This is a genomic window from Vibrio sp. OPT20 (genome assembly GCF_963889365.1).
Lineage (GTDB): Bacteria > Pseudomonadota > Gammaproteobacteria > Enterobacterales > Vibrionaceae > Vibrio > Vibrio splendidus.
The window spans coordinates 114,510-140,053 of record NZ_CAWPOA010000101.1; the positions used below are offsets into that span (position 1 = coordinate 114,510).

26 protein-coding genes are annotated in these 25,544 nt (G+C 43.5%); 20 read left to right on the forward strand and 6 right to left on the reverse strand.

The annotated features are described in order from the left end of the window. The 6 genes from AACR09_RS20490 to AACR09_RS20515 all read left to right on the forward strand — a co-directional run. Positions 1-548 (forward strand): substrate-binding domain-containing protein (locus AACR09_RS20490; RefSeq protein ID WP_228010779.1); only part of this gene is annotated, 548 nt, incomplete at its 5' end. Between the two features lie 231 nt (positions 549-779). Continuing rightward, positions 780-1,478 carry an ABC transporter permease gene (locus tag AACR09_RS20495; protein ID WP_017068184.1) on the forward strand — a complete coding sequence of 233 codons (699 nt, stop codon included), beginning with the start codon at positions 780-782 and terminating at the stop codon, positions 1,476-1,478. A gap of 10 nt (positions 1,479-1,488) precedes the next feature. Further along, a complete protein-coding gene (locus AACR09_RS20500) occupies positions 1,489-2,208 on the forward strand; it encodes an energy-coupling factor ABC transporter ATP-binding protein (RefSeq protein WP_193835604.1) in 720 nt (239 codons plus the stop codon). Beyond that, positions 2,186-2,770, forward strand: a complete 585-nt coding sequence (mobA, locus tag AACR09_RS20505) for a molybdenum cofactor guanylyltransferase MobA (RefSeq protein WP_004733776.1) — start codon at positions 2,186-2,188, stop codon at positions 2,768-2,770. Before AACR09_RS20500 ends, mobA begins: the two co-directional genes overlap by 23 nt. Then, positions 2,770-4,587, forward strand: coding sequence for a bifunctional molybdopterin-guanine dinucleotide biosynthesis adaptor protein MobB/molybdopterin molybdotransferase MoeA (locus tag AACR09_RS20510; RefSeq protein ID WP_108085707.1), 1,818 nt, complete (start codon positions 2,770-2,772; stop codon positions 4,585-4,587). Before mobA ends, AACR09_RS20510 begins: the two co-directional genes overlap by 1 nt. A gap of 281 nt (positions 4,588-4,868) precedes the next feature. Further along, positions 4,869-5,135, forward strand: a complete 267-nt coding sequence (locus AACR09_RS20515) for a DUF2960 family protein (RefSeq protein WP_004733780.1) — start codon at positions 4,869-4,871, stop codon at positions 5,133-5,135. A gap of 188 nt (positions 5,136-5,323) precedes the next feature. Here AACR09_RS20515 and nagK read toward each other — a convergent pair whose 3' ends face one another. Beyond that, the gene (nagK, locus tag AACR09_RS20520; protein ID WP_004733781.1) at positions 5,324-6,232 is read right to left on the reverse strand and encodes an N-acetylglucosamine kinase; all 909 of its coding nucleotides are present in this window, start codon (positions 6,230-6,232) and stop codon (positions 5,324-5,326) included. A 163-nt stretch (positions 6,233-6,395) separates the two neighbouring features. Beyond that, positions 6,396-7,142 (reverse strand): tRNA-uridine aminocarboxypropyltransferase, encoded by a 747-nt coding sequence (locus AACR09_RS20525; protein ID WP_182796006.1) that lies wholly within the window; start codon positions 7,140-7,142, stop codon positions 6,396-6,398. 68 nt (positions 7,143-7,210) lie between these two features. On the opposite strand from AACR09_RS20525, the gene AACR09_RS20530 reads away from it, so the two are divergent. Continuing rightward, entirely contained in the window at positions 7,211-8,014 is an 804-nt protein-coding gene (locus AACR09_RS20530; protein ID WP_193835605.1) for a sterol desaturase family protein, read from the forward strand. A 223-nt stretch (positions 8,015-8,237) separates the two neighbouring features. Here the strand turns inward: AACR09_RS20530 and AACR09_RS20535 are convergent, their stop codons facing one another. Beyond that, on the reverse strand, positions 8,238-10,283 hold the full coding sequence (locus AACR09_RS20535; protein WP_193835606.1) for a methyl-accepting chemotaxis protein: 2,046 nt from the start codon (positions 10,281-10,283) through the stop codon (positions 8,238-8,240). A 104-nt stretch (positions 10,284-10,387) separates the two neighbouring features. Between AACR09_RS20535 and AACR09_RS20540 the strand changes: the two genes are divergently transcribed. Then, complete coding sequence (locus tag AACR09_RS20540; RefSeq protein WP_017083653.1) at positions 10,388-10,873, forward strand: C40 family peptidase; 486 nt, start codon at positions 10,388-10,390, stop codon at positions 10,871-10,873. A gap of 114 nt (positions 10,874-10,987) precedes the next feature. Here the strand turns inward: AACR09_RS20540 and AACR09_RS20545 are convergent, their stop codons facing one another. Then, the gene (locus tag AACR09_RS20545) at positions 10,988-11,332 is read right to left on the reverse strand and encodes a DUF3802 family protein (protein ID WP_004733787.1); all 345 of its coding nucleotides are present in this window, start codon (positions 11,330-11,332) and stop codon (positions 10,988-10,990) included. 635 nt (positions 11,333-11,967) lie between these two features. Between AACR09_RS20545 and AACR09_RS20550 the strand changes: the two genes are divergently transcribed. Next, complete coding sequence (locus AACR09_RS20550; protein WP_004733788.1) at positions 11,968-12,834, forward strand: fructosamine kinase family protein; 867 nt, start codon at positions 11,968-11,970, stop codon at positions 12,832-12,834. A gap of 74 nt (positions 12,835-12,908) precedes the next feature. After that, on the forward strand, positions 12,909-13,112 hold the full coding sequence (locus AACR09_RS20555) for a CPXCG motif-containing cysteine-rich protein (protein WP_004733789.1): 204 nt from the start codon (positions 12,909-12,911) through the stop codon (positions 13,110-13,112). Positions 13,113-13,294: 182 nt separating this feature from the next. Here AACR09_RS20555 and AACR09_RS20560 read toward each other — a convergent pair whose 3' ends face one another. Further along, positions 13,295-13,906: a riboflavin synthase subunit alpha gene (locus AACR09_RS20560; protein ID WP_193835607.1), complete on the reverse strand. Its 612-nt coding sequence runs from the start codon at positions 13,904-13,906 to the stop codon at positions 13,295-13,297. Positions 13,907-14,067: 161 nt separating this feature from the next. Between AACR09_RS20560 and AACR09_RS20565 the strand changes: the two genes are divergently transcribed. Further along, positions 14,068-15,438, forward strand: a complete 1,371-nt coding sequence (locus AACR09_RS20565; protein ID WP_004733791.1) for an MATE family efflux transporter — start codon at positions 14,068-14,070, stop codon at positions 15,436-15,438. A gap of 118 nt (positions 15,439-15,556) precedes the next feature. On the opposite strand, the gene AACR09_RS20570 is transcribed toward AACR09_RS20565, so the two are convergent. Beyond that, positions 15,557-16,399, reverse strand: a complete 843-nt coding sequence (locus AACR09_RS20570) for a DNA ligase (RefSeq protein WP_029222951.1) — start codon at positions 16,397-16,399, stop codon at positions 15,557-15,559. Between the two features lie 311 nt (positions 16,400-16,710). Between AACR09_RS20570 and AACR09_RS20575 the strand changes: the two genes are divergently transcribed. From AACR09_RS20575 to AACR09_RS20615, 9 genes are all read left to right on the forward strand, one after another. Further along, complete coding sequence (locus AACR09_RS20575) at positions 16,711-17,040, forward strand: STAS domain-containing protein (RefSeq protein WP_004733793.1); 330 nt, start codon at positions 16,711-16,713, stop codon at positions 17,038-17,040. Positions 17,041-17,102: 62 nt separating this feature from the next. After that, entirely contained in the window at positions 17,103-17,939 is an 837-nt protein-coding gene (locus AACR09_RS20580; RefSeq protein WP_193835608.1) for an OmpA family protein, read from the forward strand. Further along, positions 17,936-20,035, forward strand: a complete 2,100-nt coding sequence (locus tag AACR09_RS20585; RefSeq protein WP_017083651.1) for an SLBB domain-containing protein — start codon at positions 17,936-17,938, stop codon at positions 20,033-20,035. Before AACR09_RS20580 ends, AACR09_RS20585 begins: the two co-directional genes overlap by 4 nt. After that, complete coding sequence (locus AACR09_RS20590) at positions 20,035-20,724, forward strand: tyrosine-protein kinase family protein (protein WP_065607006.1); 690 nt, start codon at positions 20,035-20,037, stop codon at positions 20,722-20,724. The genes AACR09_RS20585 and AACR09_RS20590 overlap by 1 nt, the downstream gene beginning before the upstream one ends. Positions 20,725-20,779: 55 nt before the next feature. Further along, positions 20,780-20,986: a hypothetical protein gene (locus tag AACR09_RS20595; protein WP_133151093.1), complete on the forward strand. Its 207-nt coding sequence runs from the start codon at positions 20,780-20,782 to the stop codon at positions 20,984-20,986. A 332-nt stretch (positions 20,987-21,318) separates the two neighbouring features. Continuing rightward, positions 21,319-22,311 (forward strand): ABC transporter substrate-binding protein, encoded by a 993-nt coding sequence (locus tag AACR09_RS20600; RefSeq protein ID WP_004733797.1) that lies wholly within the window; start codon positions 21,319-21,321, stop codon positions 22,309-22,311. Positions 22,312-22,521: 210 nt separating this feature from the next. Beyond that, a complete protein-coding gene (locus AACR09_RS20605) occupies positions 22,522-23,421 on the forward strand; it encodes an ABC transporter permease (protein WP_004733798.1) in 900 nt (299 codons plus the stop codon). After that, on the forward strand, positions 23,414-24,646 hold the full coding sequence (locus AACR09_RS20610; protein ID WP_102556486.1) for a quaternary amine ABC transporter ATP-binding protein: 1,233 nt from the start codon (positions 23,414-23,416) through the stop codon (positions 24,644-24,646). The genes AACR09_RS20605 and AACR09_RS20610 overlap by 8 nt, the downstream gene beginning before the upstream one ends. 409 nt (positions 24,647-25,055) lie before the next feature. Then, the gene (locus tag AACR09_RS20615; RefSeq protein ID WP_108111336.1) at positions 25,056-25,466 is read left to right on the forward strand and encodes an Hpt domain-containing protein; all 411 of its coding nucleotides are present in this window, start codon (positions 25,056-25,058) and stop codon (positions 25,464-25,466) included. Positions 25,467-25,544: the final 78 nt, after the last annotated feature.

A 25,544-nucleotide genomic window follows, 5' to 3' on the forward strand; every position in this document is an offset into this window, starting at 1 on the left:
CGAATTTCGTTGAACAAGGTTACGGGGTTCTACCTCGCAAGCTGATGTACAACGACTTTGTCATTGTTGGTCCTCAAAGCGATCCAGCGAAGATTGAATCTCAAAAAGCAGTGACTGATGTATTCAAAGCAATCGCGAACAATAACGTGACCTTTGTTTCTCGTGGTGACGACTCTGGTACTCATAAGAAAGAGATGGGTATTTGGGCACAAACTAAAATGGAACCAAACTTCGGTGGTTATCGCAGTGTTGGTCAAGGCATGGGCCCTACTCTGAACATGGCGTCAGAGATGCAAGGCTACACCATGACAGACCGTGGTACTTGGTTGGCTTACCAAAACAAATTGGATCTTAAAATCCTTTTCCAAGGTGACACGAACCTGTTTAACCCTTACCAAGTGATTCTTGTTAATCCAGAACGCTACCCGAGCATTAACTACCAAGCAGCGAAAGTATTCAGTGATTGGCTGGTTAACCCTAAAGGTCAGAAACTGATTAACGACTTTAAACTGCACGGTAAACAGCTGTTTGTTGCGAGCGCAGAATAGTTTGTTGCAAGCTTAGAATAGTTGATTGTAAGCAATGAGTCGTTGGTTGTAAGTAAAGCGTAGCGTTGAAGGTGTAGTCAAAACCAACAAGCACTACACTTAGCTAAACAGTTAACGAAGCACTCTTAAAAACAATAGCTGGCCAATTCAAGCTCAAATAGTTTGTGTCAGCTATGATTAACATCAGTCATTACCGATAAAGACCTATTATCGATTCACACGAGATACTTCATGACCCTATGGCAAACAACGATTGATGCAATGAACCTACTAGTGAGTTTTGACCACGAATTGTGGAAAATCGTCGCGGTATCTTTCAGCGTATCTTTGTCCGCCATCTCATTAGTGATTGTTCCTGCAATCCTTATGGCTTTCTTATTGGCTTATACCGAGTTCCCCGGGAAGTGGGCATTGTTATCGGTGATTAACACCCTGCAAGCTATCCCAACCGTGGTTATCGGTTTGTTGATGTACATGATGCTCTCTCGTTCTGGCCCACTCGGTGATTGGGAATTACTGTTCACCCAAAAGGCGATGATTCTAGGTCAGATGCTGATCTGTTTCCCAATCCTAGTCGCGATGATGCATGGCGCTCTGCAAGCCAGTGACCGCCGAGCGGTTGAAACTGCGCGCACGCTTGGTGTATCAACCACACGTGTGGCATGTACCTTAATTTGGGAAACGCGCTTCCCTCTTTTAGCTGCAACTATCGCTGCCTTCTCTCGTATCGTCACTGAGGTTGGTTGTTCAATGATGGTCGGTGGCAACATTATGGGGATGACAAGAAACATCCCAACAGCTATCGCTATGGAAAGCCACAAAGGCGCATTCGCTCAAGGCGTCGCCCTCGGTATGGTGTTATTAGCATTGGCATTAGCCCTTAACTTTTTCCTTTCCAGTGTGAGAGGAAAAGGCTATTTAAGAACTTAGGAACGCTGTCATGAGTATAAAAATAACAACGCAGCAAATTTCAATGCGCTACAAAGAGCGTGTTTTGTTCCATATTCCCGAATTGTCGATCGGCCCTAACGATGCCATTTATCTCAAAGGAGATAATGGTGTGGGTAAAACGACCCTACTTAAAATATTGTCTGGATTGATTCAGCCAAGCTCTGGCCGCATTCAGTCTCCGACACAAAGCTGGCAGCAGATCTTATTCCCTAGGCTCAAGTTCAAAGACATTATTTACCTGCATCAAACCCCCTATCTTTTTGATGGTTCGGTGTACCAAAATGTCGCTTATGGCATTCGCTTTAACAAAGAGAGCCAAAAAAATAAGCGAGCTCAAATAATTAATGCGCTGAGAATGGTAGGTTTAGAAACCTTGGCAGATGAACACATTTCTGTGTTGTCTGGTGGTGAGCGTCAACGCGTTGCAATGGCACGAGCTTGGATTCTTAAGCCGTCAATCTTGCTAATGGATGAACCAAGTGCCTCTTTAGACAAAGAATCTATTGAAAGATTGGTGATAATGGCCGAAGATCTTCTTCAAAGAGGCGCGAGTTTAGTCATCACGAGTCACCAAACTAACGCGTTAACCGACTTATGTAAGAAGCAATGGTGGATCAAAGACAATACTTTGACCGAATCGCCGCTTCTGCAAGTTATTCAGAAAGATAAAGCACAAGAGAATATTTATGCTGCTTCCAACGCAAACTAGTTGGGTTATTTTGGCTGGCGGACAGGCCAGCCGCATGGGCGGAAAAGATAAAGGACTTGTTGAGCTCAACGGTTCTCCGCTTATTCAATACGTTATAAACAAGCTGTCACAGCAAGATGTCAGCATCACTATCAATGCCAACCGTAACTTAGACAGTTACCAAGCATTTGCTCCGGTTGTTTCCGATTCCTTCCCTGACTATCCAGGTCCATTGGGCGGTATTCATGCTGGCCTTAAAAACGCGAGCACAGACTGGGTCGGCTTTGTCCCTTGCGACAGCCCACAAATCAGTGACGACCTTGTTGAGCGTTTTTGTTCTGCAGTTAAAGAAGACAGCGACATTCTTGTCGCGCATGATGGCGAATTTAAGCAACCTGTATTCACCTTATTCCACAAACGTGTTCTGCCAAAGCTAGAAGCGTTTTTGGAACGTGGTGATCGTAAAATCATCTTGCTATACAAAGAGTGTGTTACCGAATATGTCGATTTTAGCGATTCTCCTAACTGCTTTGTTAATCTGAACACGCCAGAAGAACTCACCCAATTCGGAACGCTTCAATAATGAAAGATTCAAAACAACGCCCTAACCTTCCTCTATTGGGCTTTGCTGCTTATAGCGGTACAGGCAAAACGACCGTACTTGAAGCTCTGCTTCCGCTGTTGACTGATGCGGGTTTAAAAGTGGGTGTTCTTAAACATGCTCACCACGATTTTGATGTCGATAAGCCGGGTAAAGACAGTTACCGCTTACGTAAAGCGGGCGCGAATCAAATGTTGATTGCATCGCGTAATCGTCACGTGATGATGACAGAAACGCCAGAAGCCGAAGCTGATTTTGATTACCTTCTGACACGTTTCGATACCAACACGCTGGACTTAATTCTGGTTGAAGGCTGTAAAAACATCGCTTTCCCTAAAATTGAATTGCACAGAGATGAAGTCGGTAAACCTTGGTTATACCCGAACGATGACAACATTATTGCCATTGCTGCAGACAGCCAAGTGGAATCCGAACTGCCACAAATGGCGATCAGTGACTTAGAAGCGATTCGTGATTTCATCATCGAATATGCTCAATCATTCGACCCTTCTTCGCAAACAAGCAAAACAGCGTCGTGTTCGTCTTCAAAAGACAACACGCCCGCAGTGTGTTGTGATTCGTTCTCTCCTGCTGGTTTAACCGTTACTCAAGGCCAACAAAAGATTGTTGATAGCATTGACGCGCTTGATCTCACAGAGAGTGTTGAACTATTGCAGGGCTACGGTCGTGTGTTGGCTGAAGATGTGATCTCGCCAATCAATGTGCCTCAAAACACCAACTCAGCAATGGATGGCTACGCAATTCGTAGTGAAGATTTAGAACTGGATAGTTACCAACTGGTTGCTGAAGTTATGGCTGGTCACAGCTACGACAAAACCGTTCAACAAGGTGAAGCCGTTAAGATCATGACGGGTGCACCAATGCCTGAAGGTGTTGATGTGGTTGTGATGCGTGAGCAAGCCGTTCAAGAAGGCGACACAGTTAGCTTCCCAGACGCTAAAATCTCCGTAGGACAAAATGTCCGTATGGCGGGTGAAGATTTAGAAATCGGCCAACCTGTCTTTACTCGTGGTACACGCATCGAAGCACCTGAAATGGGCATGATGGCGTCGTTAGGTTTTGGTACCTGCCCTGTCCTGCGTAAAGTTAAAGTGGGTGTGTTCTCCACGGGTGATGAAGTTCAAGCACCGGGCAGCGAGCAAAAACCAAACTCTATCTATGACTCAAATCGTTTTACTATTATCGGCATGCTTCAAAAGCTTGGCTGTGACATCGTAGATTACGGCATCATTGAAGATGATGAGCAGAAGATGATGGACGTGCTGCACTCTGCGTCGTTAGAGACCGACATGGTTCTGACTTCTGGTGGCGTATCTGTTGGTGATGCGGATTACATCAAGCTTGCGTTAGATAAGCTAGGTGAAATCAACTTCTGGCGTATCAATATGCGTCCTGGTCGCCCACTGGCTTACGGCAAAATTGAAGACAAACCTTTCTTCGGTTTACCGGGTAACCCAGTTGCTGTGATGGTGTCGTTCATTAACTTTGTAGAGCCAGCGATCCGCAAGCTTCAAGGTCAAACGAACTGGACGCCAGTGAAAGCAAATGCCGTAGCGACTGAACAATTGCGTTCACGCCAAGGTCGTACGGAGTTCAGCCGTGGTGTGTTCTCAATGAACGAATCAGGCGTACTTGAAGTGAAAACAACCGGTAAGCAAGGTTCAGGTATTTTACGTTCAATGAGCGAAGCGAACTGCTTAATTGAAATCTCGCCAGCGGTTGATACCGTGAAAGTTGGTGAAACGGTAACGATCATTCCGCTACAAGGTCGCGTTTGATTCAAAGCTCAAACACCTAAATTGACTTGGCCGCTTTTTAATTGACTGAGAAGCTCTTTGCCAAAACATAGATGAAGCCCCTTCTATCGAGCTTTCGATATTATGGGGCTTTCTTTTCTGTTCGTTTTGTAAAAGACAACCTGTTCGTTGCCTAAAAGATAAATAGCTTAAATTACGCTAAACGTTAGAACGATAATCTTAAGATTTCTTATCATAACCTTGAGCCACGTACTGTTTTTATGTAGAGTGCGCGCAAAGTAATAATTCTATTGGAGAGCATCATGGCTCGTACCATTCTGTACACTTACAAAGACGAAGACAAAGAGTTACTGTTTTCGAAACAAGAACACCGCACGATCCAAGAAGCTGTAGCTGCAGCCGAAGGCATCGACATCACTGAGTACCTAAAAACTGAGCAACAGCTTGAGTTTATTTCTGATACTAAAGCGGTTCGTAACTACCAAGACAACTATTTCCGTAAGCTTGGCTTCACTAAGCTTACGTTGAAGCAAAAAGACAACCTTGGTGTTGGTAAAAAGAAGAAGTAAGCCCTCTGGCTTCTTTTTCTCGATCTGTAGTTTCTAGCTTTTCGTTTGCACTTGAGAGCTAAGAAGTTAAGAGCTAAAGAAACTGAAACACCGAACAATAAAAAATGCCGCAACCTCTTTTGAGATTGCGGCATTTTTGTTTGTGCTTTTAACTATCTAACCTTAACTAGGTTAACGGTAAGTAACGATTACTTAATGTTAAGGAATGCTGCGCCACGAACGCCGCCTGAATCACCGTGCTTCGCTTTGATGATTTTTGGACATTTCGCTACAGACAATAGGTATTTAGGAACACGCTTTGGCATCTCTTCGTAGATAAGTTCGAAGTTTGAAAGTCCACCACCTAGAGCTACAACATGCGGGTCAAGTGCAGTAAATAGGTTTGCGAAACAGATAGCCAATAGCTCCATGAAACGGTCAACGTGCTCAGCTGCTTTTGCTTCGCCTTCATTGTACGCTTGGATGATTTCAATCGCTTTCTTTTTCTCACCGAAGTAGTGCTCATAAATCAGTTCAAAGCCGCGACCAGATAGGTAGCTGTCTAAACAACCTTTCTTACCACAACCACAACCCAATAGCGGTGCGTTGTCACCAAGGTGGAACCATGCATCAATAGGAAGACGCATATGGCCGAGCTCGCCAGCAACGTGGTTACGTCCTGAGAATACTTTACCATCAAAAACCAAACCACCACCAAAACCAGTACCTAGAATTAGGCCAGCTACTGATGGTTCATCTTTCAATTCATCATCCCACGCTTCAGACAGCGCAAAACAGTTCGCATCGTTCTCGATTTTAACACTACGACCAATCAGCGCTTCTAAGTCTTTGCGTAATGGCTTACCTGTTGAAGCCGGTACGTTAACAACAAGCATAGTGCCGTCGTCCGCATCTTCCATACCAGGAAGACCAAGGCCAATTTTGCCTTCGCAAGAGAATTCGCTATCGTATTTTTTTACCAAACCGGCAATCGTATCAAGTAGCAGTTGATAATCTTCAGTAGGCGTTGGTACGCGTTCGGTTGCTACTCGCTCAAGTTTTTCATTGAACGCACCAAACTCAATTTTTGTGCCGCCAACATCAAAGCCGTAATACATGAAATCTCTCCAATTTTTCCCTAAATTCGGGCAAATAAAATTTTTAAATTAAACAACTAGGAAGCATTATCCATAACACTCCCCCTACAAACCGTGATAGATAACAAACTTATCTCGTGTTCGAATCTGTTTGAACAACAAGTCAGCACAAAGCGGTTAAAGGTTAGAGTGACGTCTCACTTTTAGTATGCTCTATGAAAGCATTCAGGCTTGGCTTGGTTGGATCCGATTTATAACGTGTCTTACTCAACATGTAGCTTTCACGAAATGCTTCAAACCATAGCTGTAAAGTCTTAGCACCCTGCTCTTCACCGGCTTGTTTCAAAACTAAGCTCGCGACTTCGGCCGTTGATAGATGTTGTTCGTTGTCTGACTTACGCATCATGTATTGAGAAACCGATTCCGGTTCAATCGACAACACCGGTAAATCTTGCAGATACTCTGACCGACGGAAGATACGTCGTGCTTCGCGCCAACTGCCATCAATGAAAATCAACAACAGTGTTTTGTTTGGGTCGCGCATTTGTGGCAGATCTTGAACAACACGCTTTTTGTCGTCGGTATAGTCTTCAGGGAATACGATCACAGGTTGGTATTTGTCATCTTTGAGGACATCCAACATCTCTTGATTTGGCTCAGTACGATGCCAAAGGTAGGCGTAACTGTCCTTAACCGTATCAACAATCAAACGGCCAGTGTTACTTGGCTTTAAGATTTCGTTGTCTGACAAGATCAACATAGTCGCGACATTCGTATTAACGTTAGGTTGATGCTCACAGATACAGCTGTCTTGTTTGATTTTACAGAATTCACATCGCACGACTTTACACCCGCGCGCATTAAACGGTTTGGTAGCAATGGATAAACGATGTTGATATAAACGGTGAAAAGCGTGGATTCTCATGGACAATAACGATAACTCTAGAAAAGTGGCACGATTGTACTTACAGTGTCCTTAGAATGATAGAAGGAATTCCCATGCAAGACCCATCACTGCTTCGCCTTGTTTGTTTTATTGTCGTTTTTGGATTGTGTGCGCTTTGGGAATACCGTTTTCCGCGAAAAACACTGACTCAAAGCAAATGGTTTCGTTGGGGGAATAACTTTGCGTTGGTTGCTTTGAACAGCTTTCTATTAGCCACTCTGATTCCTATCGCAGCATTCCAAGCGGCGGTTATCGCGCAAGAAAACCAATGGGGTCTGTTCAATACCCTGTCACTTCCGAAAGAGCTCACCATTCTGGTCTGCGTATTACTGTTAGATTGCGCCATTTACCTGCAGCACTTGGTGTTTCACCGTGTTCCTTGGTTGTGGAAGCTACATCGAGTTCACCATGCGGACCTAGATATCGATGTCACAACCGGAACGCGCTTTCACCCTATTGAGATGATTCTTTCAATGCTCATTAAAGTGAGTTTGGTGATCGCACTTGGTGTCCCTGTTATCGCAGTCGTGATATTTGAAATTGTTCTTAATGCGAGTGCGATGTTTAACCACAGTAATGGACGTTTTCCGCTATGGGTGGATAAGCGATTGAGAAAAGTGATTGTGACCCCAGACATGCACCGCGTTCATCACTCGGTCATTGTGAAAGAAACCCACTCTAACTTCGGCTTCTTTTTATCTGTGTGGGACATCTGGTTTAAGACTTACCGCGCTCAACCAAAGCTTGGCCACGATAAGGTGCATATTGGCGTTCCAGAGATTCAAGATGGTAAAGAACAACGGTTAGATCTGATGCTACGTCAGCCATTTACTCAATTCCCGACGACGAAAAACTAGGTTTGAATTCGTTTGAGGCTCAAGCTTATCTTGAGACCAAACTTATCTTAATAACGAAGTTAGCTTAAATACAAACTTAGCTGAATGCCAAAACAAAACGCCCTTAGATTCTTGTGAGAATTTAAGGGCGCTTCTGTATCGATAGTCGTTATAAGCGTAGTTAGTGATTAAGTGCTGCTAGTGCTTAAGCTCTTGCGCACACTAACTTAACTCTCACGCACGTTTATTTCAGCACGTACTTGTGAAGCATAGCTTGTTGGTGCCCTGCTATCTCACCAACTTGCTCTGAGCTTTCAATCATAGATTCAAGTTGCAGTTTAGTATTTTCCCCCTGCTCAGATACGCGAGTAATTGAATGCGTTACATCTACAGTCGCACGGGCTTGTTGTTCGGTTGCCACCATGATTTGCTCAACACGTCCTTTGATCTGGCTAACCGCGAATTCGATTTTCTCGAAGGCCTGCTTTACATCGCCACTGGTTTCCAGTGCATTCGCCATTTCGCTTCTCGATTCCGTTACAGAAGCACGTGAGCGATCAGCTGCCGCTACTAGCTCGTTCATCATGTTGCGAATATTGGTGGTTTGCTGGGAGGTACCACTCGCCAGTTTTCGTACTTCATCGGCAACCACTGCAAACCCGCGGCCTTGATCTCCTGCTCGCGCTGCTTCTATTGCGGCATTCAATGCGAGTAAATTGGTGTTTTCTGCAATACCACTGATCACGTCGACCATTTCACGAATCTGTTTAACGCGAATATCCAAGTCCGTCATCGATTCTTGATTCAGGCTAAGAGATTGCTCGAGTGCTTGTAATCGCTTCTGATTAAGGCCGACCACTTGGCTACCATTGACTGATTCGTCTTCTGCTATCTGCGCGTCGTCATTCGATGCGTTCGAGATACGAGCAATCTCACCAATGGATGCTTCAAGTTCTGTAATTGTGGTGATCATATTCTGTAGCGATTCGTTCTGCTCGTTCAAGCTTGAATTGGTTTGCTCGGCAGCGTCATGGCTTACTTCAGCGGTTTGATAGAGCGTTTCACAGTTGCGCGTTACCAAACGAACCGAATCCGCGGTGGAATCAACGACCGTATTGAGTTTCGAAGTAATAACCTGTAACTCTAGCGGCCCGAGTAGTTCACTTTGTTTAGAGAAATCATGATCTGCAAGTGAACTCAACTGGTGAGTAATGTTTTTAAGCCCTTTATTCATCCAGCGGCGTAATACAAACCATGAGAGCACGATGATTATGGCAATCACTAGCCCGCTGATAAACAACACACGATCAATGTTGGTGATGGTTTGATTTACAACGAGTTCACTTTCATCAATCAGGTGGGAAGCGGTAGAAGACAACTGATTCAATGTGCTGATGACGGTATTCGCTAGGGTGATGACTTGCGTTAAGTTCTGCTCTTGCTGCTGAACCAGTTCGAGTTTTAAGAGGATTTGTTTGATTACACCTTCTTCGGTAAAGCCTTCTTTCACCATCTCGTAAGGCGCCGTCAAGCTCGCGAACTCTGCAATGTCTGGGTGCCAATCGGCAAAATCGCTGTAAGCCAAGTTAAGGCCTGCGATTCGGTTTCTCAATTGACGGTATTCGTCTTGTGCTTTATCAATGTCAGATTGCATCATCAACATCAGGAAGGTGTTCGCCATAGCAGACGCACTGGATGTAAATCGGTTCGCTGCATCGCTCGCTTCTGGGTTGTCTTCAACCAAGAATGAGCTGATTCGGTTCATTTCAGGTCCGATAGATCCAACACCATAACGAAACTCGCCCATTTTACTGTCGATTAGGTTTTGCTTACTTTGAATCTCAATCTGTGCCAGCAATACCGTATTAGTCATGGTTTGCAGTTGCGCCATATCATCAATAAGGTTTTGTTGCTGCTCTAAAGAGATCGCATCAGGAAAAGATTGGGAGATAAAAAGGAGTTCCTCAAGCGTGGTATTACTCTCTGTTGCGAGCTGGTCAATTGAAACCATTGTCGACTTCAGCGTATCTAAGTCGGTTGACTGGGTGCTATAGGTGAGAAGTTTTACTTGCTCTAATACGCTTTGCGTTAATTCGGCGTTGTGTAAAGCAAGGGGTAAAGCTTGTTCTGAAAGTGCGTCAAAATGTCCTCCGACTCGTTCAACTCCCCGAATGCTAACCATTGATAAAAAACTAACGAGTAAAAGAATGGAAATAAATACAGCAGTGACGGTTTGAATGAGCGAGAATGTATAACGTGAGGGTTTTATTGATAAATTTGTGTCGGGCATGTGAAATCCAGTTTGACTACGAAAAGAGATATCCTTAAGTTAGTTCGTATACTAGAAGTCCTTGATGACGTTTTTATTTCAGTTTTTTGTCAGAAGAGTTACATATGAAATTCAGAAAAATGGCTGTAGTTACAATAACTTTAGCAACATTGGCTGCGTGTAGCTCGTCACCATCGCCTTCTCAGCTTAGTCAAACCGCACAGAAACCCTTATCAAAGTCAGAACAATTGACTACAAACGCTTATATGAGCGTGTATGAACAGTGGAAAGGTGTGCCATACCATTTCGGTGGGACATCATTTCGAGGCGTAGATTGCTCCGCTTTTGTTCAAATTGCCGTGCAAAATGCGACACAACAAGCCCTACCGAGAACCACAAAAGATCAGAGCAAAAAGGGAAAAGAAATAGCGTATGGACAAGCAACAAGCGGAGATTTGGTATTTTTCAAAACGTCGATGACGGTAAGACACGTAGGTGTGTATTTAGGGAATAATCAATTCCTACATGCTTCGACATCGAAAGGTGTCATTATATCGAGGTTGGATAACCCTTATTGGGCTTCTAAGTTTTGGCACTTTAGGCGTTTATAGCGGTTTAAAGTCTTAACCGCTAAACGAGGTCACTTTTAAAGCTACGACGTAAACGCCTATCATCGTGAACATAATCATCGTGAAAAAATGACTAACGAGGAAATGGACAAATAGTTAGTCGTATTTAGCGACAGCAGAATCAAATAGATTCTTCACTAGCGCGATGTATTCATCTAGAAATACAATTTGCTCGTTGGTCGCTTTCTTAGCCCATACACCCGCTAATACTTCGCCTAAATCCGCTACCACAGCATCGGCTTCTTTCAAAAGTTGAAAACGAACACTCGAATGCAACTCTGGATTTTGCTCAAAAATAGCCATGATGTTTGTTGAAATCATGTCTGTGATGATGTCTTCAACACTCTCATTACCTGTATCGCCATTACTATTTGTAAAGACGTCCAGATTAAACGATAAGTGCTCGATCAGAGCCAAATAGCCATCGGTTTCTACAACCACAATAAATCTCCGTTTTAAGCTCAAGAGCAGATTAATACGTACTTGCTTAATACTATGTAAATGAAGCGATTTGTCATCACTTTATTACCAAAAACCGTATTAAAATGATCCTAGTTAGTGTTTCAGCTTAAATATTAAACCAATAACTGAATATATACGTGTCGCTAGATGTCTGTTGGTCAAGATACTTTGCAGACTCTACACGTCATCATTACTCAGCACGCCATCATTACTCGGCTATTAAAGAGTTAGTAAAGAGCTAGTAAGCTGAGATGGTCACGTGCCCTATCGTTAACCATAGTCGTTTCAACCTACTCTAATAGCACATTTAAGTTGATGCGTAGACAATAACAAGCTCCAACTACTTTTCCAGTTTGTTTCGACCAAAACCGTTTCGATTGTGAGGCCAGTTCCAAACAATTCTATAACTTCGCATTGCCAATTTCTGTTTGTATTTCAAAGAGCTTGAATCAGTTCGAGTTCACAAATCAGCCAATTGATTCTATATAAGGTAAAGAACAGATAAGAACATTGACGAGTACGTCTATAAATTGCTCAAATTTATCCTAAACTATGGCTAACAAACAGTATTTCTAACCTTCAATTTTTTAACTTTCAGTCTTTGAGGATTTCCTATGTGGCAGGCCATTTCTCAACAACTTTCAGATACTCTTCTATTTAACTTTCAGATTACTGAACGTACCAAGGTTTCTGGTGGTGACATTAACGATTGCTATATGATCAGCGATGGTAATGAACGCTACTTCGTAAAAGTGAACCAGCGAGAATTTTTACCTAAGTTTGAAATCGAAGCTGAGAACTTACGCTTGTTAAGAGAAACTTCCACCGTTTATGTGCCTGAGTTGGTACTGATTGGTAAAACCAAAGAATGCTCATTCATTATTCTCAATTACTTGCCAACTAAGCCGCTTGATACCGGTAATAACAGCTTTGATTTTGGTGTGCAGCTTGCTCAGCTTCATAAATGGGGCGAGCAAAAAGAGTTTGGTTGTGACCAAGATAATTATATCGGTAGTACGCTTCAGCCTAACCCTTGGCATAAGAAATGGGGGCGTTTTTTCTCTGAACAACGCATCGGCTTCCAACTGCAATTGCTAAAAGAGAAAGGCATTGAATTCGGCGATATTGATGACATCGTTGATGTGGTGAATATGCGTCTTGCTGGCCACAATCCTCGCCCTTCGTTGCTTCATGGTGACCTATGGAATGGCAACGTAGCGAATTCAGCCTTTGGGCCAATTTGTTACGACCCCGCTTGTTATTGGGGCGACCATGAATGTGACTTAGCGTTAACGGAATTGTTTGAAGGGTTTCCAAAAGAGTTTTATGAAGGTTACCAGAGCGTCAATCCACTCGACGTTGGCTATACTGATCGGAAAGACATTTACAACTTGTACCATCTTCTTAACCACTGCAATCAATTTGGCGGCGAATATTTAGCACAAACTGAAGCATGCATTCAGAAGATACAAGCCGTTTAATACCTATCACAGCTAGCTATTGCGTTCTATAAAGCTACTGCGATTTGGACAAGTTACAGTGAGGAGAATTAGCCATGCATAAATACACAGAGAAACATGTCTCGTGCCCCCACTGTGGGCATGCAATCAGCATAACGCTCGATGCTTCTAATGGGAGCCAGGATTTTTATGACGATTGTCCAGCGTGTTGCAATGCCATTCACCTCGATATGCAGGTAGATGAAGTCAGAGACAGAATTAATCTCTCGATTGATGCAGACGACGAACAAGTCTTCTAACCCCTACTCTCTTGTCGAGTTGGATCTACATCTCGATTTAGAGCTACACCTCGATTTTGAGGCTAGCTTAGAAAAATACAAATACACAAAAATAGAAAAAGAGCACCTAATGTGCTCTTTTTTAATATCTTCGACTTTTACTTAGTGTCGCTTTTGGGGCAAATGCTATTGATAAACCGTCACTACGATTTCTGGTTTGCCAATACGCGCTCAACAGTATCAACAATCGCCTGTGTTTGAGGGTCGAATTCAATATTTACTTGGTCGCCTACTTCACGGCCGCCAAACAGAGTACGATTCAGCGTTTCTGGGATAAGGTGAACAGAGAAACGGTTCTCTTCCACTTCACCGATTGTCAATGAACAACCATCAACGCCAATGTAGCCCTTGCTCAACACATACTTCATTGATTCTTGCGGCAGCTCAAACCAAAGCGTACGGTTATTTTCTGTCTTAATCACATCAACGAGGTTACCCATCAGAGTAATGTGGCCAGACATGCTATGTCCGCCAATTTCGTCACCAAACTTTGCTGCACGCTCAACATTCACTTTGTCACCAACATTCAGTTGGCCCAAGTTCGTCAATCGCAATGTGGCTTGCATTAAATCAAAAGCAATCTGATTGCCCGACATTTCCGTTACCGTTAAGCAACAACCGTTATGAGCTACTGAGGCACCAATTGCTAATCCCTCAACCATTTCATCTGTTAACTCAATGGTATGAGTCTGAAACAGCTCTTTTTTGTTTATTGCAACCAGTGTTGCCATGCCTTGAACGATACCTGTAAACATAAGATTCCTATTTAGCATTTTAGTAACAGTTTTTCATAGCAGTTATTGTGACATTTCTTTATGATTCGTCCAGTGGAAGCTTAAGATCATTGCCTCTGATTCCTTCAGAATGTCCTTTCCTACACTATTATTCTAATTTTCCCTCTTATTTGGAGTTGTTTGTGCATCGTTACAAAGAAGAATCCTCGAATCTAATCAAACTTGCGACACCAGTTTTGATTGCATCTGTTGCACAAACTGGAATGGGTTTTGTTGATACCGTAATGGCCGGTGGCGTAAGTGCTATCGATATGGCGGCGGTTTCGATTGCAGCAAGTATCTGGCTACCATCAATATTATTTGGTGTCGGTCTTTTGATGGCGTTGGTTCCTGTTGTTGCACAACTGAACGGTTCAGGCCGCCAAGTCAAAATTCCATTCGAGATTCAGCAAGGTGCATTTTTAGCGCTCGTCATCTCGTTACCTATTATTGGCGTGCTATTCCAAACGCAGCTGATATTGGAATGGATGGACATTGAGCAACTCATGGCAGACAAAACCATCGGCTATATGAATGCGGTGATGTTTGCTGTGCCTGCGTTTTTGCTGTTCCAAACATTGAGAAGTTTTACTGATGGCATGTCTTTAACTAAGCCTGCCATGGTGATCGGTTTTATCGGTTTGCTATTAAACATCCCGCTAAACTGGATGTTCGTATACGGAAAACTTGGTGCCCCTGCTCTGGGTGGTGTTGGCTGTGGCGTTGCAACAGCTATCGTCTATTGGGTGATGTTTGCACTGCTGTTCGCTTACGTTTTAACATCAAAGCGCTTGGCTAAAATCAACATCTTCGGGACGTTCCACAAACCTCAACTTAAAGCTCAAATTCGTTTGTTTAGACTTGGTTTTCCAGTTGCTGCCGCTATCTTCTTCGAGGTCACGCTGTTCGCAGTGGTTTCCCTATTGGTTGCCCCATTAGGTTCATTGGTTGTTGCCGCACACCAAGTCGCGATTAATTTCTCTTCTCTCGTGTTTATGATTCCAATGAGTATCGGTGCCGCCGTGAGTATTCGTGTTGGCCATAAGCTTGGTGAAAACAACACTGAAGGTGCGAAAATTGCAACACACGTGGGTATCATCGTCGGTTTGGTAACCGCCTTTATGACAGCGGCATTAACAGTATTGTTTAGAGAGCAGGTTTCGTTACTTTACACAGAGAACACGGCGGTAGTTACCGTTGCAATGCAATTGTTGTTGTTCGCTGCGGTTTATCAATGTACCGATGCAATCCAAGTTATCGCTGCAGGTGCTTTGCGTGGATACAAAGACATGCGTTCGATCTTCAACATTACCTTCGTAGCGTATTGGTTACTTGGTCTTCCTATCGGCTACATATTAGGAATGAAAGATTGGATTGTTGAACCTATGGGTGCACATGGCTTCTGGATTGGTTTCATTGTCGGCCTAACATCAGCTGCCATTATGCTCGGCATGCGTTTGCATTGGATGCATAAACAAGACGATGATGTTCAGTTAGAATTTAGCTCTCGTTAGATTCGTCCTCGCTAAACCGGTGTCGCCGTTATTGCATACAAAAAGAGCTCTGATTTTCAGGGCTCTTTTCGCTTACGGCTGTAAATAATTTTGGGGGCGATTAGTTTATACTCAGAGATTAGTATTCACTCTTCTCTCTAACAAAGCGTGCAAACTTGGGCTTTCCGTTTTGAGTAAAGCCATTGTATCGAAAAGTAATACGGCTGCCTATTTCGGGCGGTGCGAGCCTCATCTGGTCACTGAACCCACTTCCAATATAAAATTCTACACCCTCTTCTGTGTGAACCAAAATAGAACCCATCATCCCTTTATACTTCCCTGTTCCACCTTTGTAGCCAATAACCGTGGCTTCCGCATCGTGATGCCTTTTAAGCTTTAAAAGGTCATTACTTCGGCCTGCTTGATAGCGACTGGTGATCTTACGAAGCATCAAACCTTCACCATTACTCTCATCGACGTTATCGAGTTGATGGAACAAAGCTTCTTCATTGTGAACCGGTACATGTTCGATGTAGCTGACATGAGGTTCTCCTATCATGCTTACCCAATGCAAGATGTTGTAATAGCGCTTTTGATAATCACCAGCAGCCCCTGGCATATCAAACAACATGAAATCTATTTGGCGCCACGCTACGTCACTAGGCGTATGATCGAGGACGGTAGATTGGACTAAGTGGAATTGACCTCTTCCTGCCCACAACTCCCCTTCGAGATGTACCTTAGGCAAGTTTTTTGTAAACCACTTCGGTGAGTAAATGCGATTCCCATTTCGAGTATAAAGGTGTTGTCCGTCCCAAAGAGCCCGAATCCCATCAAGCTTTTCACTCTTCCAGTATTCAGAAACATCAATGCCTTGTTGGTATGTATTGGCCAGTACCAAATGGTCGGGAGGTAAATAGGATGAATGAGAAGAAAGCGAACACGCCCATAGAGTTGCTATCGCCAATTTAGTTAATCTCATCATCTGCTCCGTATTGATATCTGTAGTGGTCAACAAACGCCTTTAATCCTAAGCGTTCTGACACGTAGGTAGACAACCTTTGCTAGAAGATGCGATCCACACATCAACCTTATTTAACTTTCAATTTCATTCATTTAATTAATGACTTATGGGTCTCAAATGTTCACCCATTTTTAGTTCTCATATTGAGAAACCGACTTTCTCAATATGAGATAGAGATTAGCGTTCGAGTTAAGCTATTGAAAAATATAAGCATAAAAGTTGGCACATTCAGTGCAATTGTCCATACATACTCAAAAGGAGATATCGCTATGGAACTACGTAAGATTGATTTAAATACAACGACACTGACTCTTTCTATCTTCGGTGATTTAGATGCAGCAGGTAGCCGTGATGCTCAGACCGATATTGACGATGTAATCTCAAATGATGGCCACCCTGAAATCGAAGTTGATTTTAGCCAAGTTGAGTTTTTAGATTCATCTGGTGTTGGCGCGATTGTTTACATGTTCAAACGCCTAACTGAGCGTGAGCGCAACATGCGACTTGAAAATGTGACTGGCCAGCCTCTTGAAATTATGAACTTGTTACGTATTGGCCACGCTATCCCAGTAAATTCAAAAAATCCTACAAATTCATGAAGATCCACTAAGCTAGAAGTAACAAAACATAATAATAAAAAGTAAAAACATAGGACGTTGGCATGAAAATACTGAAAAACTACATAGCCCTTTCTCTGTCTGCTTTGGTTCTAGGTGGCTGTACTAGCTACCCTGAACAAGGCTCCGGCGGTTTGGCTGAAAGTTATGACTCTATTAATTACCAAAATTCCGACTTTTCTCCTGTGATGCCAGACGAACCTCTTGGTCCTGAACACGGATTACGTTTTGATTGGCAACTGGCTAAATTACATCTTGATGCCTTGATTCAAGAAGGCGCCCGTTGGTGCTTCCCCGCTGCTGTTGTGCAAGCGATAGAGAAGCAAAATCGTATCGCTCGTGAACTACAAGGAGGCCTGCTTCTAGATGCGGCAAACGACCTAGTCATTCAAAGAAAACGCTTAAACGAACTTGAAGTCCAACTGGACTATGTGACCTCACAAGCCCGCTGTGAACCACCAAAAAATGAAAACCAATTTAGAATGCAATTGTCGGTTATCGAACAGTTGTACGACCTGCTTAACGTTGACAACCAATTCGCGGAAAACTCTACCGAAGTCAATCCCAAGTACATGGGACGACTTGCCGAGGCGACCACACTACTGAAAGAACATAAATCTCTAGACCTTGTTGTTACGGGTCATGCCGATGCTACGGGTACCGAAAAATTTAACGATGACTTGGCACTTGGACGAGCTAAACAAGTCGAACGCTACCTAACTATTTTTGGCTTAGGTGCTCAGCGAATTAAAGCCGTGTCTGTGGGTGAAACTGTCCCTCTTTTTGAAGGCGAATCAGACGGTACGCGTTTAACTAACCGCCGAGTGAGTATCGAAATTATCTCCCCTAAAAATGCCGAGAAAATGGGAGGTGGATTATGAAATTATTGATCGCTTTTATCATCACCCTATCGTTAAGCTTTACGAGTGTCGTGAATGCGAGCGAAGAGTTTTCAGACGCGGTTCAAGTCGGTGACCTTATCCAAGTAAACGTACCCGGTGAAAGTACGTTAAATACGGGGTTCCAAGTGGATAAACGTGGCCGCATTACCCTTCCTGAAGTTGGCGCCGTATTTGTTGCCGGTTATGACAGTGAACAGCTTAACAAAGTCGTTCTAGAATCACTGGCAACCGCTTATAAAGATCTTTCGAACGCTTCGGTCTACGTCAAAGAACAACAAATCATTATTTACGTTCAAGGTTATGTAGAACAGCCTGGCGAATACACACTAGCATTGGGTTCTAGCATCCAAATGGCGCTTTACGCAGCCGGTGGATTACGTCCGGGAGCACAACTGGACAAATTGATTCTTAAGCGAGGCGCGGACAAGAAAGAGTTTAACTACAAACGTTTCCTTGATTCAGGTGACGAATCAACGCTACCTACTCTGCAATCACTGGATTCGCTTTTTGTTCCAGCATCGCCCTTAGTAGGTAATATTGAACAAGAATTCGATGCTGCTAAGCTTGCTAACTCTGGTGACAGTGCCGATTCTCGCAATTCAATTAAAGTATTTGGCGAAGTAAATGCACCGGGTTCGTTCACTTATAAAGAGAGCACCGATCTTGTTGACGTACTAATGCGCTCGGGCGGTGTGACTCGTTATGCCAGTGTTGAGCAAATCCGAGTAATTTCAAACAACACGCCTACGCTGTTCAACCTTAAACGTTATTTAGATTCTGGTGACGAAAGCCTACTTCCGATCTTACGCCCGGGTGCAACCATTTTTGTACCGAAGCAAGAAGAAGAGATTAAGTCTGGTGCCAACATGGTTTACGTGATGGGTGAAGTTGCCGCTCCCGGCGCTTTTGAAGGAAAAAGAGACGCTACTTTCATGGATATCCTTGCCAATGCTGGCGGTCCGACTCGATTTGCAGAATCGCGCCAAATACGTGTGATCAAAGCGGATGGCAGAGTACTTAAATTCGATTTAGCGGCTTACACAGAAGGTCTACCTAACTCTAATCCACCGAGTATTAAAGCCGGTGACGCTATTTTCGTTCCAGAGAAAACCGACATGAACGAGAAGTCTTGGTTGAAGATTGCACCAGACAGAGCGGTTAACGTTATCGGTGAAGTGAACCGACCTGGTCGTATTGAATGGTCAGATGAAATGAACTTCATGGGATTATTGGCTCACGTCGGTGGTCCTACGTTGAGAGCGGACACCTCAAAAATTGAAGTTGTGACAGGTAGAAAGATGGTTGTGTTTAATCTTGATGATTTCATCAGAAATGGCGCGCCACGAGATCTGATGCCCCAAATTCGCGCGGGCTCTATCGTCCGTGTCCACGACTTACCACAAGATCCTTCAGACAATAAATCTCAATGGGTACGTCAAAGCTCTGATGCTTCGATCTACATCTTTGGACAAGTGAATGCACCCGGTCGTTACCGCTTCACCAAAGACATGCACTTTCTAGATATCTTGTCTGCGGCAGACGGCCCTACTAAGGATGCCGATATACACAACGTTCGTGTTACGCATCGTGATAAAACCTACTCTAAAGTAAGTAAACTCAATCTATCGCTCTACTTTGAAACCGGTGACGAATCATTACTGCCAAATGTAACCACTGGTGACACCATTTACATTCCAGAGAAAGGTAAAAACTGGTTAGATACACCGAAAGAAGAAACCGTTCGTGTGCTTGGTGCGATTAACAACCCAGGTCGCTATGTGTTTAACGACAACATGACGATTCTAGATATATTGGCAGAAGCGGCAGGCCCTACTGACAATGCTTACGTAGAGAAAATTACCATTGTGAATATGTCTTGTTGCCAAGGTCAAGCTCGTACCTTCGACCTTGTTGAATTCAGCAAAACAGCCAATATTTACAATCTACCTGTGCTACGCGCTGGTGACACTATCTACATCCCAGATCGCCGTGAGAGCTTTATGGAAAAAGCTCGTGTAGGTCTAGAAGACATATTACGTCTAACAACAATGATCGTCTTAATAGGAGCTTTATAATGACAATTTCAGCGACCCATGCAGAAGTCGAGCAACTGTATTTAGCTTCTGAACTTAACGGACAGAAATCGATTTGTGTGACTGCCTGTCATTCAGGTGACGGGGTAACCTCTGTTGCTACTGCATTAGCAGAACGTTTTCTCCTTGCTGGTCATTCTACGCTTTATGTTGACCTCAACTTATACAACCCCGCTTTCAAAGATTTGAACATGTTAGAAGATAGTCAACAGGGGCAGTTAATAGAACATGTTGAGTCTCACCGGATGTTTATTGGTGTCCCGGCACCTCAAGTGGCATCAACACAGCTTGCTTATAAAGACCCGACAACGTTACAAAAAGTGGTCAACAAATGGCTAGAGAAATACGACAGAGTCATCATCGACACCTCACCGCTTCTCAATATTAACAAAGGGAATATCCCTGCACAGTCTGTTGCGAGTGCCTGTGACAGCACATTGATGGTTGTCGCCTATGGTGAAACGTCAACTCACCACCTAGAACAAGCGAAAAAGCTGCTTGATGCTCAGAGTATCAATCTAATGGGCAGTGTGATGAACATGAAACAAACACCTAGCTTTGCACAAGAGTTGGTAAGACAAATCAATCGAATGAAATTCCTTCCAACTAAATTTCGCGATAGCTTGGCAAACAAGCTGTATCAAAATGAGTTTTTAAACCTGCCGATGTAACTTTTTCGCGCCACTATAGCTTTCTTGTGCAACTATAGGTTTCTTGTACAACTGTATGGCTGTCATTGATACCATGACAGCCACCTATCCTATTAAACTTCAAGCCCCCGACAGCTCTAAATGCCCCAAAACCAAATTGGGTGTTTTTGGCGAAATTATTATTGAAAATAAGATTTTAAAAACCATTCAACGCATTTCACACACGTCAACCATGGTCTTACCACCTTTAAATCCCTTCAAAAATCAACAGCCCCATGCCTAACTTTAGCGGTAATGTGACACAGACGGTTAAAGTGCCATGTAAATCGCATCAAAGATGGAATTCGTACGATTATTCCCTAAGATTATAAATAGAGGTGGTTTTTGACGAATTTGTAATAGTTTGACAAAGTTATCCGATGGCTGTTGAAACACAGTGGATGAATTGGCAAATCACACTTCACTGACTTTGCACGTTTATCTATTCAAACTTCACCCATCCCTCCTTCTGCTCAAATGGTTCAAATACACGGAAAGGATCACCATCGAGCAATTTAGATAATCAATTTACCTTGGTTACCTTAGTTGTATTATTAAAGAGAAAGGAAACTCAATATGAAATACAAGTTAAGCTCCGTATTTTTGTTAGTAGCAGCAGCCAGCGGTAATGCTAACGCTGGAGAATGTGGCAGCGTAACAATCGCAGATATGAACTGGAACTCTGCAACACTGATCGCCAATATCGACCAATTCATCCTAGAACATGGTTATGGGTGTGATGCCGAACTTATCCCTGGCGACACCATGCCAACAGGCACATCCATGATTGAAAAAGGCCAGCCTGATGTTGCACCTGAACTTTGGAGCAACAGCTTAAAAGACGCATTGGACAAGGGTGTCCAAGAAAAACGTCTTCGCTACGCAGGTAAAGCACTTGTGAATGGTGGTGAAGAAGGCTTTTGGGTTCCAGCTTACTTAGTTAAACAATACCCAGAGATGGCAACCATCGAAGGTGTACGTAAAAACGCTAGCTTATTTAAGCACCCTGAAGACCCAGATACATCAGCATTTTACAGTTGCCCAGCAGGCTGGAACTGTCAGATCAGCGCCGGAAACTTGTTTAACGCTCTTGAGCTGGAAGACAGTGGTTTCACGATTGTTGATCCAGGCTCGAGTGCCGGCTTATCTGGCTCTATCGCAAAAGCTTATGAGCGCGAAGAAGCTTGGTTTGGTTACTACTGGGCGCCAACTGCCGTTCTAGGCAAATACGACATGGTTAAAGTTGACTTTGGCAGTGGTGTTAATGAACAAGAGTTCTTAACTTGTACCACCAAAGAAGACTGTGATTCACCTAAAGCGACCATGTACCCGCCTTCACCCGTTCACACTATCACCACTGAGAGTTTTGCGTCACGTGCACCTGAAGCTTATGACTACTTCACTAAACGTGGCTTCACAAACGATAAGATGAACTCCCTGCTTGCTTGGATGGAAGACAATCAAGCGGATGGTGAAGAAGCGAGCCTGCATTTCTTGAGTGAGTTCCCAGAAGTATGGCACCCATGGGTTTCTCAAGAAGTCGCTAAGAAAGTTGAAGCTGAGCTTTAATCGCAGCATTTCGATAGCCGTTATATTTCAATGATAGCTATATTTCGAAACGCACTGTGCACTAAGCACTAAGCACTAAGCACTAAGCACTAAGCTTCAATAATACGGAAATAACGTCGCTATACTTGATGTTATTCATGATTCGGAGCCCTTTTCATAGGCGATTACCTCATCGCATGAACAAGTGGCTCCGAACTATAAGGATATAAAATGGCTGACACCAATTGGTTATCAACCTTTCCAGAGATGGAACGCGCTGATTTACGAACCATAAAAAAGACGCTAGATGGCGCATACCGTGAATTCTCTCGTGAATACGGTGAAATGATTGAATCTCTATTTGACCCTCTTCTTTCATTCCTTGTTTGGTTTGAAAAACTTCTTATCTCAACCCCTTGGATTATTGTCCTCGCCGTTTGTACAAGCCTTGTCTACGCCGCGAGTCGTTCTTGGAAACTGGCTTTAGGTTGTGTCGTTTCTCTGCTCCTTATTGGTTACTTTGGAATGTGGGAAGACACCATGCGGACGCTCAGTATCATCACTGTTTGTACCTTGGTTTCGATATTCTTAGGCATTCCGATTGGTATTGCGATGGCTCGTTCAAATCGAGCTCAATCTATCGTTACACCGATGCTTGATATCATGCAAACCATGCCGGCATTCGTTTACTTGATCCCAGTGGTGATGTTACTCGGCATCGGTAAAATTCCAGGTTTAATCGCCGTGGTTATCTACGCTATCCCACCTGTGATTCGTTTAACCAACCTAGGCATACGCTTAGTCGATAAAGAAGTCCTTGAAGCAGCAACCGCCTTTGGTGCGAGCAAGAAACAACGCTTATGGGGTGTTCAACTCCCTCTAGCAATGCCAACGATCATGGCGGGTATCAACCAAACCATTATGATGGCACTGTCTATGGTTGTTATCGCATCCATGATTGGTGTGAAAGGCCTAGGACAACCAGTTCTTAAATCCATCACCAACCAATATTTCACATTAGGCTTGATGAACGGTTTTGCCATTGTTGCCCTCGCAATTCTTTTTGACCGCGCTTCACAGGCATACGCAAGAAGAACCAATGCGCATTTAGGAGGACTCAAGCATGACTAAACCATTGATCGAAATTAGTGGTCTATACAAAGTGTTTGGACCGAAACCTATGTCTGTTATGAACCGAGTTCAGAACGGCGAACACAAAGATCAGATTCTTGCGGACACAGGTCATACCGTCGGTTTAAAAGAGATTAATCTCGAGATTAACCGCGGTGAAATCTTCGTTATCATGGGGCTTTCCGGCTCGGGTAAATCGACTCTAATTCGCCACTTCAACCGTTTAATTGACCCAACGCAGGGTAAGATTATGGTCGAAGGCATTGATGTAATGAGCCTCAATACCAAGCAATTAGAAGAGTTCCGCCGTCATAAAATGTCGATGGTATTCCAACGCTTTGGCTTAATGCCTCATCGCACCGTGGTAGAAAACGTTGCATACGGGTTGGAAGTGCAAGGCATCAAAAAAGAAGACCGTTTAACGAAAGCCAATGAATGGTTAGAAACGGTGGGTTTGAAAGGTTACGGCAAGCAGTACCCTGCCCAGCTTTCTGGCGGGCAACAACAACGTGTTGGGCTTTCGCGAGCACTGTGTACTAACGCTGAAATCTTATTAATGGATGAAGCCTTTTCGGCACTCGACCCTTTGATTCGAAGTGAAATGCAAGATCAGCTCATTGAACTGCAAGAAAAGCTTCATAAGACGATTGTTTTCATCACCCACGATTTGGATGAAGCACTCCGTCTCGGCGATCGAATCGCAATTTTGAAAGATGGCGAGTTGGTACAACAAGGTACGCCACATGAGATTCTGCTAAATCCTGCCGATGACTATGTAGAAGCATTCGTTAAAGACGTAAACCGTGCTCGTGCATTGACGGTTGAAACCGTTATGCAGCCTCCTCTCTATCGAATCACTTCAGAAACGATTGAAGGTGCTCTGGCACAAATGAAGATGCTGAAAAACGATTACGCTTATCACGTAACGGATGAAGGCTATCAAGGCTTAGTGACCCAAGAGAGCTTACAAGACGCGGTTGAAGATGCCTCTGTTCATGACTTCAGCGATGAGATTTACGAAGAGGTACCTGCTGTTTTACCTGATGCGGTAATTGAAGAAGTACTTCCAGACACTATGTCTTGTGACTACTCCCTTCCAGTTGTCGACGAAGAAGGTAATCTGAAGGGTGAATTAGAGAGAAGCGCCGTTGCTGATATCTTCTCTGAAAGTAGCGAGGAAGAAGTAGAAGCCGACCCAAAGCCAAAGATTGATAAAGCTTCGTAGTTCTACTTTTCGTTATTTAAAGCACGGCTGTTTAAATTATCGTTATTTGCGTTATAGGTATTTGGGTTATCGCTATTTTGGTTATATAGCTATTTAGATTAGCCTAAACTACTTAACCCGCTCTAAGACCACTGTTGTTAATTCACTGCAGTGGTCTTTTTTATTTGTATCGGCCTCGTTTTCTCCTGAGCTCAACCGGCCCTTACGCTTATAGGCACCTAAGTTTATATTTCATAAGAGAAAACAAAATTAAATCAGTCCGTTAGGCTTGTCACAAACCCTGTAACAATATGAGTGAGATGGTAATTAATTGCTCTATTTGTACGGCAACCAGTTGAAATTATTCTAGAAAATGACTAGAACTTATTAGTACTCACGGATATTACGCTCAACGAAAGGACTTAGTTTGATGAATTCCACTTTAGCGTCAGACACAGCTGCACATCTAAACTCACAAGAAGTTAGCGAGCTTGTTGATGAAAGCGTTCTAGAGCAAATGATTCGAGATACAAGTGCGGATATTATTCCAATCTTGATCGACCATTATGTCGAAGAATCACAAACACGCTTGGTCGCCATAAAAGAGGCTGTCGCTCAGCACGACGCTCAAACACTTGAGTTCGAGGTCCACACTCTTGGCAGCACGGCCTTATCATTAGGTAATCGCCCTTTGGGTGAGTTGGCTCGCGCTTTAGAGAAGCAATGTTTAGAACAGAGTCATGATGCGGCATTTCGACAAGTTGACGAATTACTAGAACTCGCAGAGCGTTCAATCAAAGCCTTGCTTGAAAGAAAAGAAGCTGGTTTCAGCGAGCTCTGAATGCTCATTAGTATCAGTATCAGTATCGGTATCAGATAAAAACTCAACATAGTCGTTATCAATATAGTCACCATTAAT

Excerpts from the sequence above, each read along its gene's own strand:
- AACR09_RS20550 (WP_004733788.1), top strand. The coding sequence starts at position 11,968 with ATGTGGCAGGCCATTTCTCAACAACTTTCAGATACTCTTCTATTTAAC.
- nagK (WP_004733781.1), bottom strand. The coding sequence starts at position 6,232 with ATGTATTACGGCTTTGATGTTGGCGGCACAAAAATTGAGTTTGGTGCG.
- AACR09_RS20510 (WP_108085707.1), top strand. The coding sequence starts at position 2,770 with ATGAAAGATTCAAAACAACGCCCTAACCTTCCTCTATTGGGCTTTGCT.
- AACR09_RS20500 (WP_193835604.1), top strand. The coding sequence starts at position 1,489 with ATGAGTATAAAAATAACAACGCAGCAAATTTCAATGCGCTACAAAGAG.
- mobA (WP_004733776.1), top strand. The coding sequence starts at position 2,186 with ATGCTGCTTCCAACGCAAACTAGTTGGGTTATTTTGGCTGGCGGACAG.
- AACR09_RS20610 (WP_102556486.1), top strand. The coding sequence starts at position 23,414 with ATGACTAAACCATTGATCGAAATTAGTGGTCTATACAAAGTGTTTGGA.
- AACR09_RS20575 (WP_004733793.1), top strand. The coding sequence starts at position 16,711 with ATGGAACTACGTAAGATTGATTTAAATACAACGACACTGACTCTTTCT.
- AACR09_RS20570 (WP_029222951.1), bottom strand. The coding sequence starts at position 16,399 with ATGAGATTAACTAAATTGGCGATAGCAACTCTATGGGCGTGTTCGCTT.
- AACR09_RS20495 (WP_017068184.1), top strand. The coding sequence starts at position 780 with ATGACCCTATGGCAAACAACGATTGATGCAATGAACCTACTAGTGAGT.
- AACR09_RS20605 (WP_004733798.1), top strand. The coding sequence starts at position 22,522 with ATGGCTGACACCAATTGGTTATCAACCTTTCCAGAGATGGAACGCGCT.
- AACR09_RS20595 (WP_133151093.1), top strand. The coding sequence starts at position 20,780 with ATGGCTGTCATTGATACCATGACAGCCACCTATCCTATTAAACTTCAA.
- AACR09_RS20560 (WP_193835607.1), bottom strand. The coding sequence starts at position 13,906 with ATGTTTACAGGTATCGTTCAAGGCATGGCAACACTGGTTGCAATAAAC.
- AACR09_RS20555 (WP_004733789.1), top strand. The coding sequence starts at position 12,909 with ATGCATAAATACACAGAGAAACATGTCTCGTGCCCCCACTGTGGGCAT.
- AACR09_RS20540 (WP_017083653.1), top strand. The coding sequence starts at position 10,388 with ATGAAATTCAGAAAAATGGCTGTAGTTACAATAACTTTAGCAACATTG.
- AACR09_RS20615 (WP_108111336.1), top strand. The coding sequence starts at position 25,056 with ATGAATTCCACTTTAGCGTCAGACACAGCTGCACATCTAAACTCACAA.
- AACR09_RS20515 (WP_004733780.1), top strand. The coding sequence starts at position 4,869 with ATGGCTCGTACCATTCTGTACACTTACAAAGACGAAGACAAAGAGTTA.
- AACR09_RS20580 (WP_193835608.1), top strand. The coding sequence starts at position 17,103 with ATGAAAATACTGAAAAACTACATAGCCCTTTCTCTGTCTGCTTTGGTT.
- AACR09_RS20585 (WP_017083651.1), top strand. The coding sequence starts at position 17,936 with ATGAAATTATTGATCGCTTTTATCATCACCCTATCGTTAAGCTTTACG.
- AACR09_RS20530 (WP_193835605.1), top strand. The coding sequence starts at position 7,211 with ATGCAAGACCCATCACTGCTTCGCCTTGTTTGTTTTATTGTCGTTTTT.
- AACR09_RS20590 (WP_065607006.1), top strand. The coding sequence starts at position 20,035 with ATGACAATTTCAGCGACCCATGCAGAAGTCGAGCAACTGTATTTAGCT.
- AACR09_RS20535 (WP_193835606.1), bottom strand. The coding sequence starts at position 10,283 with ATGCCCGACACAAATTTATCAATAAAACCCTCACGTTATACATTCTCG.
- AACR09_RS20600 (WP_004733797.1), top strand. The coding sequence starts at position 21,319 with ATGAAATACAAGTTAAGCTCCGTATTTTTGTTAGTAGCAGCAGCCAGC.